The organism is uncultured Desulfovibrio sp. (assembly GCF_944327235.1).
Lineage (GTDB): Bacteria > Desulfobacterota > Desulfovibrionia > Desulfovibrionales > Desulfovibrionaceae > Desulfovibrio.
In genome coordinates, this window is the sequence record NZ_CALVHE010000019.1 from 1 (window position 1) to 13964 (window position 13964).

8 protein-coding genes are annotated in these 13964 nt (G+C 59.5%); 6 read left to right on the forward strand and 2 right to left on the reverse strand.

Annotated features, from left to right (window positions below; translation table 11 throughout):
- Positions 1 to 1653: hypothetical protein (locus Q0K00_RS04565; RefSeq protein WP_297227658.1), on the forward strand; the 1653-nt coding region annotated here is incomplete at its 5' end.
- Between the two features lie 408 nt (positions 1654 to 2061).
- Here the strand turns inward: Q0K00_RS04565 and Q0K00_RS04570 are convergent.
- A complete protein-coding gene (locus Q0K00_RS04570) occupies positions 2062 to 2370 on the reverse strand; it encodes an Ada metal-binding domain-containing protein (protein ID WP_297227659.1) in 309 nt (102 codons plus the stop codon).
- Positions 2371 to 2859: 489 nt separating this feature from the next.
- On the opposite strand from Q0K00_RS04570, the gene Q0K00_RS04575 reads away from it, so the two are divergent.
- The 5 genes from Q0K00_RS04575 (at position 2860) to Q0K00_RS04595 (ending at position 12950) form a co-directional block, all read left to right on the forward strand.
- On the forward strand, positions 2860 to 4170 hold the full coding sequence (locus Q0K00_RS04575) for a sensor domain-containing diguanylate cyclase (RefSeq protein WP_297227660.1): 1311 nt from the start codon (positions 2860 to 2862) through the stop codon (positions 4168 to 4170).
- 156 nt (positions 4171 to 4326) lie between these two features.
- Positions 4327 to 6324, forward strand: a complete 1998-nt coding sequence (locus tag Q0K00_RS04580; RefSeq protein ID WP_297227661.1) for a flagellar hook-length control protein FliK — start codon at positions 4327 to 4329, stop codon at positions 6322 to 6324.
- A gap of 23 nt (positions 6325 to 6347) precedes the next feature.
- Positions 6348 to 7220 (forward strand): flagellar hook assembly protein FlgD, encoded by an 873-nt coding sequence (locus Q0K00_RS04585; RefSeq protein ID WP_297227662.1) that lies wholly within the window; start codon positions 6348 to 6350, stop codon positions 7218 to 7220.
- A 72-nt stretch (positions 7221 to 7292) separates the two neighbouring features.
- Positions 7293 to 9830, forward strand: coding sequence for a flagellar hook-basal body complex protein (locus Q0K00_RS04590; protein WP_297227663.1), 2538 nt, complete (start codon positions 7293 to 7295; stop codon positions 9828 to 9830).
- A gap of 2169 nt (positions 9831 to 11999) precedes the next feature.
- Positions 12000 to 12950 (forward strand): flagellin, encoded by a 951-nt coding sequence (locus Q0K00_RS04595; protein ID WP_297227664.1) that lies wholly within the window; start codon positions 12000 to 12002, stop codon positions 12948 to 12950.
- A 144-nt stretch (positions 12951 to 13094) separates the two neighbouring features.
- On the opposite strand, the gene rnc is transcribed toward Q0K00_RS04595, so the two are convergent.
- On the reverse strand, positions 13095 to 13835 hold the full coding sequence (rnc, locus tag Q0K00_RS04600) for a ribonuclease III (protein WP_297227665.1): 741 nt from the start codon (positions 13833 to 13835) through the stop codon (positions 13095 to 13097).
- Positions 13836 to 13964 lie beyond the last annotated feature (129 nt).

Genomic DNA, 13964 nt, shown 5'->3' on the forward strand with positions numbered 1-13964 from the left:
CTGATCGATAACGGCAGCGTGGGCGGCGATATCTACGGCGGTCAGACGGCAGGAGGCGGCAGCGCCAGCAACAACACCATCGCCGTGGTGCAGGGCGGTCAGGTAGGCGGCGATCTGGTGGGCGGCAGTCTCCAAGGCACAGGAGACGCCTCGCACAACACCATTCTGATCAATGACGGCAGCGTGGGCGGCGATATCTACGGCGGACAGACGGCAGAAGGCGGCAGTGCGACCGGCAACAGCATCATCATCGGCCGACAGGCGACGTTGCCGACAAGCACCCGGCTTTTCGGCGGCACGGCGGGCGGATCTGCCGTTGCGGCCCACGGCAGCGGGAACACCCTTTTTATAGACAACTGGCAAGGGACCGTTGACCGTGTGGCGGGTTTTGGCAATCTGCACTTCGTCCTGCCGGCGCCCGGGACCGCAGAGGCTGGCATTCCCATGCTGACCGTCAGCAATGCCCAGGCGGATGATTTCGACGGCACGACGGTCACAGCCCAGTTGCCGGACATCATCACCGGTGGGCGCGCCCACCTTGGCGAGACGTTCGAGCTGGTGCACGACGACAGTCTGGCCATCGCCAAGGCCCACGCCAGCAGCCTTATCAGCCTGCAGCATGGCTATGCCGTATTGTACGACGGGACCATCGTCAACAGCAATGATTCCATCTACATCCGTATCGACGGTTCCCGTCCCAATCCACGCGCGGGCGCGCTGACCGAGGCCCGCATCGGTGCCGCCGGCCTGCTCAATCAGGGCGGGGATCTGGTGGCCGGGGCAGCCCTGCGCGAAGCCCGCTCCGCCGCGCGACAGACCGAAGGTACAGGCTGGTCTGCCTTCGCGACCATCTACGGCGGTACGGCAAGCCTGACTACCGAAACCGATGTGACGACCCGGGGCCTCTCGCTCGTGACAGGTCTCGCCCGCCATGCCGAGACCGCCTGGTTGGACGTGCTGGTGGGCGCTTTTTTTGAAGCGGGCTACGGCAGCCTCAACACAACGCGGGAAGTGACGGGCACAACGATACAAGGCAGCGGCGACACCCGGTACACGGGCGGTGGCCTGCTTGCACGGATAGATCTCATGCAGGGGCTGCTGCGGGGCCTCTATGTCGAGGGCAGCGGCCGCGCCGGCGAAGTCGCCACCACTTGGGACAGCGAAGATCTGTTGGACAATCTGGATCGCCCCGCGGATTATGACCTGACGACACCCTATTACGGCGGTCATGCGGGTCTGGGCTATCGCCTGCCGATGGGCGAGACCTGGACGCTGGACCTCTACGGCAAGTACCTTTTCACCCATCAGGACGGCCAGGATACCGGCATCAACGGCGACAATATCCACTTTGACGCTGTGGATTCTTCCCGTCTGCGGCTGGGAGCCCGGCTTGACGGCAGCATCCTTTCGTCGGCTTCCCTCTATATGGGGGCAGCCTGGGAATATGAATACCTCGGCACAGCCCGTGCCGCATCATGGACGAGCGATATGGGCATCCCCTCCACGGCCATGACGGGCAGCAGCGCCCTTTTCGAGCTGGGCCTTGCCGTCACGCCCGCAACAGCTCCGCTGCGACTCGATCTGGCGCTCGAGGGGGCGGCCAGCACACGGCGCAGCATCGGCGGTCGCGTCCAGCTGGTCTACGAATTCTAGAGCGTTTTGCCTCTGAAAAAGCATGACGCGAGGCGGCGACACAGCGCCGCTCGGCCGAAAGCGAGCGGAAAAGCCGCGTTTTTTCCGCGAAACGACAGGCCGTATAGTTTGGAACACACAGCGTTTCAAACTGAAGATGCTTTAGAAGTCAAAAGCTGAGGCGTTGTCCGCCGGAAAGTTGATTTTTTTTCGCGTGACAAGATGCGCAGAGGAAGGAGCTGTGCGGAGAGACGAGGCACCCGATCTTTCCCGATACCGCGGCATGTGTAACGGCAGTTTTACAGCATACGGAGCAAGAGAGCCTGTCCCGACCTCATTTGACCTACTCAGTCAGAACCGCAGGGAGCGCGCCCCCTGCGGTTCTTTTTTTCCGACGTGCAGCAGCGTGATCACGAAAGCGCCGCGTGGTTAGGCTCCCTTCTTGCCGCCGCAGATCTTGCACGGGCGATAACCGGCAGCCCCGGCCTCTTCCGCCGTCTTGAAGACCTTGCTTGCGCTCTTGCTGTTATAATAACGGCATGACGGCATATGATAGACCTTGCTGCTCGGATTGCCGTGCAGCTCCTGCCCGATGCTTTCCCGTGCGGCCGGAGCAGCTTCCCCGGCAGGCGCGGATTTGGCGGCGGGAGCAGGCGCCCCTTGCTGGGCAGCAGGAACAAGACAGGGTGACGTCAGCAGAGCGAGCGCCGCCAGAGCGGCCAAAACATGTTTTTTCATGGGTTCGTCCTCTTTTTTCCATGATGTTGACGGGTCGTCCCGCCGGGGATACCGGCTCCAGACTCCGTGTGATACGAGTATATCCCCAAACCCGTTATCTGTCAGCAAGGCGGGCCATACAGGGATGTCTCCCGGCGGCGACCCGGCATTGCTCCGCTGACGGCGTCCCCCGTGCCTTTGTTCACGCGGAAGCCTGACCGCTCCGGCAAGCATCCTCTCAGAGCCTGTCCGCGCGCCAAAATGATATACGCGCCGCCATATCCGAATGTTTGACATCACTGGAAAAAATTCCTATTTTGAAAACACAGACAAATCACAATAAAAGGTAATAAATTCCAAAAGTTAACATTATACAAACAGACAGTCATCCCCTGGGCCGCCGCTATCCCCCCCACAGCCGGAGAGACTCTGATGCCCTACTACAAACGTCATAACAGAACATGCTTGCAAACGCAGGAGGAATGCCTCTCCGGCCTGATAGCAAGCTCGTTGGACGACATCATCTACGTCAACGATCCTGAGACATATGAAGTCCTCTGGCTCAATGAGCTCTGCGGCAGCCACTTTTCCGATGAGGACATAGCAAGTCAGAAGTGCTATCAGCTCTTTCAGAATTTTGATGCTCCCTGCCCCTTTTGCCCCATGCACAAGCTTTCCCATGAAAAATTTTATATCTGGGAGCACTATAACGAAAAGATCGGCCGCTACTTCCGCGTCAAGGACAAGTTCATCCGCTACCGGGGCAAGACGCTCCATATGGAGATAGCCACCGACATCACGGAAAGCGTCCTTGAGCAGAAGAACATAGAAAACAAACTTGCCGCGGAACAGACGCTCTTGCAATGCGTCCGCACCCTGCTGGAAGAAGAGAATTTCAATACCGCGGTGGAAAAAGCGCTCCTGCTGGCCGGACGCCTTTACGAAGCGGATCGCTGCTACGTTTTCGAGACAAAGTATAGCCCCACCGGGGAGGATATCGTCGTGAACACCCATGAGTGGTGCGCACCGGGCGTCATCCCCCAGAAAGATCTGCTGCAAAGTGTGCCGTACGCCGTCGTTTCCCCCTGGATGGATGCCTTCGCCAGCGCCGACAGCGCCACCATCAACGACCTTGAGGAGATCCGGGATGTTTCGCCGGATCTCTATAACCTGCTCAAGCCGCAGGACATCCAGAGCGTCTTTGTCGTCCCGCTGCATATCAATGGACTGCTTTCCGGCTTCATCGGCGTGGACAATCCCCGCAACAGACAGCACGATCTGACCCTTCTACACTCTCTTGCCTACTTCATCGACAACACCATCTCCAAGACCCGCATGGCTGACGAGCTGCGCACGCTCGGTCTGCGAGATCCCCTCACAGGGCTCGGCAACCGGAACGCCTACCTTACTGCCTGCAAATCCTTTTCCGAAGCTCCGGTCCCCAAGATCGGCATAGTCTTCATCGACCTGAACGGTCTCAAGCGCATAAACGACACCTACGGTCACGAAAAAGGCGACGAATACATACAAGGCATGAGCCGCATCTTTGCCCGCCATTTCCGCAGCAGCGATATTTTCCGCATCGGCGGCGATGAATTCGTCTTTGTCTGCAGCAAGATCCGTGAGGATATCTTCCTCCTCAAGCTGGAAAGTATGCGCAAGGAATGTGAGGCCGCCTATCCGGGCGGTCTTGCTCTGGGCTATCTCTGGAAAGATTCGGCTGATCGCCTTGATGAGCTCATCCAGCAGGCCGACGAGCGCATGTATCAGGAAAAAAAGCGCATGAAGGCGCAACAGGCCCAGTCCCAATCCGCAAACTAGCTGAAACGACCGGGCAGGCACATAGCGGCCGGACAGGCTGTTTTTGCCGGGAAAGTCTTGCCGTCCGCCGGATATCAGCGCGGGCAATACAGCGAAAAAACAAAATAAAGCAACTTGGCATATTCCTTGAATACTTGTGGGGACAAGGAGTATGCCATGCAAATTCTTCCTTCCGATTACAGCATCCAGAGTCAGGATACGGGCGCGGCCACGGCGGCATCCGCTTCCGGCAATTTCGCCGGCATTTTCCAGAGCTCGCTCGATTCCAGCGACTCCGACCCGGTGGACAACTTTCTGGATTTTGTGCATTCCGCCATTGATGCCGTCAACCGGGGCGAGGCCGAAAACGTCAAGGAGGCCCTGGATGAAGACGAGGCCAGCGGCCCGCTGGTGGATGCGCCCTACAGTCGCCATACGCTCAATGGCGTACTCTATACCCTGGATGAAGTGACCTTCACCAAGAAGGAACTGCAGGATCTGCGCTCCTCTCTCGTCAAGGCCGGCGCTCCCGAAGATGCGCTGAGCGGTCTGGACGCGCTCATCCAGTCGCCTGACGGCGCCATGCTGGCGCAGGTCATGGCCAGTCTGCAGATGAACAGTGCGGTGAAGCTCAGCGACAGCGACAAGGATGCGCTCACCGGTCTGCTCAACCAGATCGACCCTTCCGGCGAACTCGCCATCAACGCTCTAGATCTCATGCAGCAGGGCAAGGGGCTCCAGGCGCTTGCCCTCATCCAGAAGACGTTCAGCGGTGCCGAGCATGGCGGTACCATCGATATTTCCCAAGATGACATGGCCACCCTTGCCAAGGGGCTTGGCCTGCCCGCTTCCGTGCAGCAGAAGCTCATGAGCAGCTTCGGCGGCGCGGACGGATTGCGCTGCACCAGCGACCAGTTCAGCAACCTCATGAACCCCGCGCGCGCCCATCTTGCCGAGATGGAAAGCAAGCAGGCCAAGCTGGACGAAGCCGCGGCCCAGACCGTGCGTCAGGTCATCAAGAAGGCTCGTGAGCGCATGGAAAAGGAAGCGCAGGCCGAATCCCTGCAAAGCCGCGAAGTGCAGCAGAGCAAGGCCATGATCGAGCGCACGGTGCAGAAGCAGACCCGTGAGAACCTCGAAGCCGCTCTTGAAGCCTCCCAGAAGGAGAACGCCGCGCGCGAACAGGCCGCCCGTTTCAGTGAGGCCGCAGGCCGCAGCGCCGACGGACGCCAGAGTGCCGCCATCAACAAGACGGATAACGGTCTTTCCGCCACCGGCATGGGCAAGGCGGGAGAAGACGAGCAGAACGCCCGCGCCAATGCCCGCCGGGGCAATGCGGCGGACATGACCGGCCTGCGTATGCGCTACAGCGAAAGCAGCGAAGCCGCCGCCACCGAGGACGGACTGCGTCGCCTCCAGCTGGCCAAGCAGGGCCTTGAAGATGGCGATGCCGCCAAGACGGATGCCGAGCGCATCGGCCTTGTGCAGGACGCCCGCCATGCGGTCACCGCTTCCGGCGACGGTCAGAAGCAGTCCGGCATGAACGACCTTGGCGGCAATCTGCACGGCGGACAGGACAAGACGGCCGATCTTGCCGCCCAATTCCAGAACATGCGTCTTGATACGGCCCGCTTTGAGGCCACCCGTCTCGATGCCGCGCAACAGAACCAGCAGTCTTCCCTCTCGCGTCAGGTGGGCCAGCAGGTCCAGGACGGCTTCCTGCAGGCCATGCGCAGCAATGTGCGCCGCCTCGACGTGGAACTGCATCCGGCGGAACTGGGAGCCATCACTCTGACCCTCACCATGCGCAACGGCGAAGTGAGCGCGCAGATCCGTTCCGAAAAGAGCGAGACCGCCGAACTCGTCAGCCAGCAGCTGGAAAATATCCGCATCAATCTGGAACAGCAGGGCTTCAAGGTCGACAAGCTGGAAGTGGGCCTCCAGAACCAGCAGAAGGATCTGGCCGAAAGCAATGACAGCCAGTGGCAGAATATGCAGCAGCATAACGCCCGGCAGGAAGAAGATGCCCGCCGTGAAGAACTTGCCCACCTGCACAATCTTGCAAACCTGCGTAATTCAAGGATCTACCCGGAAGAAAACGACTTGGCACAGCCTATGCATATAATAGGTGAAACGGCAAGATATGCCACCCGCTCTCTTCATGTGGTGGCGTAAGGATTGCCGGCACGGAGTGAACAATGCCTGCCAATTCCATCGGTCAAGTCAATAACGAGTTCAACCAGGCCCTGGCTAACAATACGAGCGGGAGCAACCTGGACAAGGAAGCCTTCCTGTTGCTGCTGGTCACCCAGTTCCAGTATCAGGACCCGCTGAACCCCATGGACGACAAGGAATTCATCTCGCAGATGGCCCAGTTCTCGAGCCTCGAACAGATGATGAACCTGAACGAATCCATGCAGGGCATTACTGATGCCGTCAACAACCAGTCCATGTTCAATGCTACCAGCTACATCGGTAAGTATGTGACCACGACGGGCAACGTCATCGGTAAGACGAGTTCGTCGGTGACGGGCGAAGATGGACAGGTGACCACCACTTCCACCATTACGCCGTACTACTACACCTTCAACGGCGACGTTTCCAAGGCTACCATCCAGGTCTTCGACAACAACAACCAGCTTGTCTACACCGAAAATCTGGGCGGCATGTCGCAGTACAACAGCGACGGAACGCTGGCCGTCTACAAGTTCGCCTGGAACGGCTTGAATTCCAAGGGCGAAGCGGCGGCGGACGGTACCTACAAGATCACGGTCTCCGGCGAAGACGGTGCGGGCAACCCCGTACTGGTAGGGACCCAGCTGGTGGCCGACCGCGTGACGGACGTGCTCCGCAACGGCTCGGAAATCATGCTCCGCCTGCAAGGTGGCCAGTACATGTCCCTGGGCGACGTGGAGCAGGTCTCCGAATCCGATCCCGAGATCTCCACGGTCCCCGGCGGGGATGACGAAGGCGATGGCGGTGACGGCGCCGACGGCGGCGATGGCACCGATGGTGGCGACGGCGGCGATGGTGAAGGTGCCGGCGAAGGTACGGAGACCCAGAAAGTTTAACCCTGTTATTCAGAGGCGGTGCACGGCCGCCTGAACAATATAACCGCAGAAGTTTATTTACGGAGGAAAATCATGAGCGGTCTTTCTGCGAGCATGTGGACAAGTGTTTCAGGTTTGCTTTCCCACAGCAAGAAGATGCAGGTCGTCGGCAACAACATTGCCAACGTTTCCACCATCGGCTTCAAGGGTCAGCGCATGGACTTCAACGACTATCTGTACACCAGCGGCTCCAGCGCCAGCGGTTCCGTGCAGATGGGCGCGGGCGCCAGCGTGTACGCCCTGCTCGGCGACTTCTCGCAGGGCTCCTTTGAGTCCACCAACAGCTTCTCCGACCTCGCCATCGACGGCAAGGGTTTCTTCGGCGTGCGCGACCCCAACTCCAAGTCCATCAGCTACTCCCGCGCCGGCGACTTCTATTTCAATGAAAAGGGCCAGTTCGTGAACCCGCAGGGCTATGTGGTGCAGGGTCGTCCCGTGGACAACTCCATCCGCCTGACCTTCAATAACGGCGTGACCGGCATGGGCGATACCAGCACCGTGGAATCCGCCTATGTGGGCGGCGGCTCCCCGCAGGATATCCTCTTTGAAAGCTGGAACATCAACGCCCAGCGCACCACCAATGTTTCCACCAACGGCACCGGTCTGCTCAACGACATCAGCGATCAGGACAAGAGCACGTCCATGACCAGCCCGCTGACCGCCCTGTTCGACAGCTGGAACGCCAACGCCGAACCGCCGCTGGCCCGCTCCGCCTATGCCCAGTCCTCGACCATGAGCGTCTACGACGAAGGCGGCAGCACGCACGACCTCACCATCTACTACGACGCCGTGGCGCTGGAACGCAACAACAGCGACGGCAGCATCGGCTACTCGCTGGAAGGCCTGCCCGCCGGCTGCAAGGTGTACGAATACCTCGTCACCATTCCCCCGTCTGAAGACATGCGCTCCTACGGCGGTGAAGGCTATGACGCCGCCACCGAATCCTGGGCCAAGGAACCCACCCGCTTCTATAACGATCCGACCACCGGTCAGACCTGCAAGAACGCCGGCGTGCTGGCCAGCGGCATCCTGATCTTCGACTCCGCGGGCAACCTCATCGACCAGACGGCCTACACCTTCGGCGCGACGGAAAACCCGGCCGCCAACAACCAGGTGAGCGTCAACCCTGACCTCAAGACCTCGTGGCAGCCCACCAAGATCTCCAACAACGGCTACCCGACCTTTACGGCCAACTTCACCGGCCAGCCGCTGGCCAACAGCGTGAGCGAGACCATGACCTCGGCCGCCGGCAGCACCCCCTTCAGCCAGGCCGAAGAATACATCATCGAGCTGAACATGGGCCTCAAGCAGGTCGCCCAGCCCGCTTGGGATAACGCGGAAGCCAACTCCGTGCTGATTGATCCCGCCACCGGCAAGCCGTACACCGAGGTCAACGGGGTACAGACTCCGTTGGAGACCGACTCGCCGCTGGGTTACTACTACTACGCCACCGCGCCGGATCCGCATCCCGGCGACAAGGTATTTGGAACCAGCGGCGGTAATACGGTCTACGGCGACAACATGGGCTATTACACCTACAACGCCGGTGGCGACAAGGTGTACGGTCAGCTGACCATGGATGGTCAGGCCGAAGAAATCTACTCCGACGGCAGCAAGTTCTTCGTCAAGGGCGATCCCACCGATACGGAGTATCAGTACACCAATACCGGCGCCATCGGCGGCTTTGCGGCCGGCAGCCTCTATCTGAACAAGGACGGCAACGGTTTCTACACGGTCTCTCCTGACAATAATACGACCTACGGCGGCGCCAATACGGGCGATTTCGTCTACGGCATCTATGACGACGGCGCAGGCAATACCAACCGGGCCGTGTTGCACGACGCCAAGGGCTACTACTACTTTGACAATACCGGTGCGCGTGTTGATTTGGACAAGGGTCTGAGCTCGGCCAACGTCACCAGTTTCTCCAGCGACAATGCCAAGAGCGTGTACGAATACGCGGCTAGCCTGAATACCGCGGCCAGCTTCGCCACCAAGCCCGACACCTTCCTGGAGCCTGCGCGTGACAACGCCACCAACAGCCTGGCCAGCCTCATGACCGGTCTGGAACAGAAGCCCGACGGCTCTTGGCAAGCCACGGTCAACGTGAACAGCAATGCCGCCACCATGACGGCCGCGGAACGCCAGGACAACGCCATCGTGGCCAACAAGGACACCTATGTGAACCAGACCGAACAGGACGGCTACGGTTCCGGGCGCATGACCAACATGGAGTTCGACACCAACGGCGTGCTCTATGTGACCTACAACAACGGCGTGACCCTGCCCATGTGGCAGCTCTGCATCTACGACTTCGAGAACTATCAGGGTCTGTACCGGGAAGGCGGCAACCTCTACTCCGCCACCATGGAATCCGGTAATCCCATGCTCGGCGTGGCCGGCGACAACGGCTTCGGTAGCGTGCTCGGCTACAACATCGAGCAGTCCAACGTGGACATGACCACCGAATTCGTGCAGATGATCGCCACCCAGCGCGGCTTCCAGGCCAACTCCAAGGGTGTCACCACCACCGACACCATGCTGGAAACCGTCATCAACATGAAGCGGTAACAACAGATAACCATCGGGCGGGCGAGCTTACGGGTTCCCCGCCCGATCCAGAGGCTTTCTCCACGACTTCTCGCAGAGAATCCGTTTCCTCCGTGCAGGGCGTTGGCCATTGGGGTCGACGCCCTTTACGTTTTGTCCCGGCAATACCCGCCGGACGGACTGTACGGTTGGGCAGGGATATTTGCCGTCCTCGTCCCCTTGCCTGCGCGTCCTGCCCGGATCCGGAACGAAACTCTTTCCTTTCCGTCACAGGCACAACGTCAGCCTTGATATTACCCACCTGCCTGCCGCCCGCAGCACAGCCCCCACATCCGTATGGAGGCAAGATTTTCAGGTCCGCGGGATAACGGAACATCTCCCGGTCCCCTGCCGGGGCAAAGCCGCTGCCGGGCATATCAAGAAAAAACTTCCCTGCATCAGGAAAAGTTCCCTGCACACTGCCATACGCCGCCGTGCGTCCCCCAAAACATGTTGGCCCGGATCTGTGGCAACGGGAGAATTTTCTTCCTACCGGGCAGATGATGCTCGGAACCTTCCTCACTTTCCCAGTGAGCCGGGCGCGACGACTCGCATCATGTAGCAGAAGCAACGCAGCAAACGCGCATATCTCTGTACGCTACATGAGAAGATACGCGCCGTCTGCCCTCTACGACTGACATCGGCAAGAAAGGGCACGCCAAACGGCGGTGAAACGCCCGCCAGCACGCAAATACAAGGGCATACGAGGCATAGAAAATCGCGAGTCCCCTTCCCCACTGGGCGTTTTCTGCCCTTGATGCCCGCAGCTTCCTCCGTGACAATGAGCACGTCCTGCCGCCACCTTTCAGGCGCACGTCGAGAAACGGCCCCGGCAAGATTTTCAGGTCAGCGGGATAATGGAACATCTCCCGGTCCCCTGCCGGGGCAAAGCCGCTGCCGGGCATATCAAGAAAAAACTTTCCTGCATCTGGAAGGGGGCCCTGCACACTGCCATACGCCGCCGTGCGTCCCTCAAAAACATATTGGCCCGAATCTGTGGCAACAGGAGAATTTTCTGCCCACCGGGCAGATGATGCTCGGAACCTTCCTCACTTTCCCAGTGAGCCGGGCGCGACGACTCGCATCACTAGCAGAGGCGACGCAGCAAACGCGCATACCTCCGTATACTGCGTGGGAAGATACGCGCCGTCTGCCCGTTGAGACGAGACGGCAAGGAAAGGGGACGCCGTACGTCAACGACGCCCACCAGCACGCAAATACAAGGGCATACGAGGCATAGAAAATCGCGAGTCCCCTTCCCCACTGGGCGTTTTCTGCCCTTGATGCCCGCAGCTTCCTCCGTGACAATGAGCACGTCCTGCCGCCACCTTTCAGGCGCACGTCGAGAAACGGCCCCGGCAAGATTTTCAGGTCAGCGGGATAATGGAACATCTCCCGGTCCCCTGCCGGGGCAAAGCCGCTGCCGGGCATATCAAGAAAAAACTTTCCTGCATCTGGAAGGGGGCCCTGCACACTGCCATACGCCGCCGTGCGTCCCTCAAAAACATATTGGCCCGAATCTGTGGCAACAGGAGAATTTTCTGCCCACCGGGCAGATGATGCTCGGAACCTTCCTCACTTTCCCAGTGAGCCGGGCGCGACGACTCGCATCACTAGCAGAGGCGACGCAGCAAACGCGCATATCTCCGTAGACTACGTGGTAAGATACGCGCCGTCTGCCCTTTGAGACGAGACGGCAAAGAAAGGGCACGCCAAACGGCGGTGAAACGCCCGCCAGCACGCAAATGCAAGGGCATACGAGGCAGGGAAAGAGTCTTCTTCCCCTGCCGCACCTCTTGTCGATATCCGCAAGGCTCCGCCTGCGGTCGACTCCATCCGTTCTCCGTGAGGCCGCCACTGCTGCGCTTGGCGACGGATACGAGCACGAAACGATCTACCGTTTTTATCTGCCCCACAGCTCACCGGAAAGACAAAGCCTGCGTCGCCCCCAAAAACAGCTGCCACAGCCCTTCCCTGCGGGCAGCTTTTGCCGTCCAAGCCCCCAAAAAACACCTTTTTTTGCGGGGAAAAAATTTCCATCCGCAAAAGCGATTTTTTAATATATTGAAATAAAAAGACTTTTAAAGTTTGGCACGCAAACTGCAGTAAAGAGGGCACAGCTTAACTAATAACCACCGTAGGAGGTGTCCCATGTCTTTGGTCGTTAATCACAACATGATGGCTATGAACGTTTCGAGGAACCTGAATGCCCATTACGGCAATCTTTCCACCTCGACGCAGCGTCTTTCTTCCGGTCTCCGCATCAACAGCGCGGCGGACGATGCTGCCGGTCTGGCTGTCAGCGAACTGCAGCGTGCCGATATTGCAACCCTGCAACAGGGCTCCCGCAATGCCAACGACGCTATCTCTCTGATTCAGGTTGCCGACGGCTCCCTGGGCATCATCGACGAAAAGATCATCCGCATGAAGGAACTGGCGGAACAGGCCGCTACCGGTACCTATGACTCCACCCAGCGCCTCATGATCGAATCCGAATATCAGCAGATGGCTTCGGAAATCACCCGTATCGCCAACTCCACGGACTTCAACGGCATCAAGCTGCTGGACGGCACCCTGTCCGCTCTGGATCGTGGCGACGGCAAGATCCACGATGGTACCGGTCTGACCACCCCTGACGGCCTGACCAGTATCGGTGCTCTGAAGGTCCACTTCGGTACGGCCAACGACTCGGCGGAAGACTACTACTACATCGTTATCGGTGACTCCACCGCTTCCGCTCTGGGTATCGGTAACTCGGCCTTCTACATCGATAATGGCGTCAAGCGGCCCCGCGCCGGTAACACCGTTTCCACGCAGGCTCAGGCCCAGCAGGCCCTCGAAGCCCTGAACCAGGCCATCATCTCCAAGGACAAGATTCGCGCGCACCTGGGCGCCATGCAGAATCGCCTTGAAAACACCATTTCCAACCTGAACATCCAGGCTGAAAACCTGCAGGCCGCCGAATCGCGCATCCGCGACGTGGACGTCGCCACGGAAATGACCGAATTCACGCGCCAGCAGATCCTTACTCAGAGCGCCGTGGCCATGCTCGGCCAGGCTAACTCGCTGCCTCAGATGGCTCTGCAGCTTATCGGCGGCTAAGCCATCTTCACATAGGCTGTGGCAGACCAAAGACGGGAGGTCCGGGGGGGTTGTCCCCCCGGACCGGAACAGAAAAACGGTGTGCCGCGGACCGAAGGTCGCAAAGGTTCCATGCCGGGCATGGACAGCGACATGGCAAGATGTTTACCGGGCCGTCGCCTGAGGCAGAGGCTCCTCTGCCGCCAACGCCAGACGCGCGGCCTCCTGTTCGGCCTTTTTGCAGCTCGTGCCGCAGGCCGCATACTCCCTGCCGTTCGGCAGGCACACCACGACCTCGAATACTTTGGCGTGTTCCGGACCGTGGCTTGCCGTCAGACGATAGAGAGGACGATCTCTGTAACGCTGCTGCATGATTTCCTGAAGGAGTGTCTTGAAATCCTTGCGTCGAGGGGAAGCTTCTTCCTGCTTCGGCCAAAGTGGAGAAAACAATCTGCAGACGCACGCATGGGCCGCAGCAAAGCCGCCATCTTCATAAATGGCCGCCAGCACAGCCTCAAAGGCGTCACTCAGTACGGCATCACGATCTCTCCCCCCCTGCCGTTCTTCTCCACGCCCCATGAAAAGTGCACTCCCCAGATCCAGACTCCTCGCCAGCCGGGCCAGGCTCGGGGTGCTCACAAGCTGCGAACGCAAACGCGTCAATTCCCCCTCGCGCAGCTGTGTGAAGCGCTCAAAGAGTTCCTTGGAAACAGCCAGCTCAAGCACGGCGTCGCCCAGGAATTCCAGACGTTCATTATGCCGGTGCTGCGCCCCGCCCTCGTTGGCCCAGGAACTGTGCGTCAGGGCCAGCGCCAGCAGGGCGCGATCCGTAAAGCGATAGTCCAGCGCCATTTCCAGTCGTCTGGCCACATCCTCATCAAGCATATGCAACGCGGTCTTTTTCATGGGCAGACGGTAGCCCAAGCCCTTGCCTCTGGCAACAGAAAAGCCTTGACACATGCCCCCGCAATGCCTATTTGCTTGACAGTCCGACAGCGGAAGATCCGTCTTTCGTTGCCGTATCCGCTCGTGCGT

Excerpts from the sequence above, each read along its gene's own strand:
- Q0K00_RS04570 (WP_297227659.1), bottom strand. The coding sequence starts at position 2,370 with ATGAAAAAACATGTTTTGGCCGCTCTGGCGGCGCTCGCTCTGCTGACG.
- Q0K00_RS04580 (WP_297227661.1), top strand. The coding sequence starts at position 4,327 with ATGCAAATTCTTCCTTCCGATTACAGCATCCAGAGTCAGGATACGGGC.
- Q0K00_RS04585 (WP_297227662.1), top strand. The coding sequence starts at position 6,348 with ATGCCTGCCAATTCCATCGGTCAAGTCAATAACGAGTTCAACCAGGCC.
- Q0K00_RS04590 (WP_297227663.1), top strand. The coding sequence starts at position 7,293 with ATGAGCGGTCTTTCTGCGAGCATGTGGACAAGTGTTTCAGGTTTGCTT.
- Q0K00_RS04595 (WP_297227664.1), top strand. The coding sequence starts at position 12,000 with ATGTCTTTGGTCGTTAATCACAACATGATGGCTATGAACGTTTCGAGG.
- rnc (WP_297227665.1), bottom strand. The coding sequence starts at position 13,835 with ATGAAAAAGACCGCGTTGCATATGCTTGATGAGGATGTGGCCAGACGA.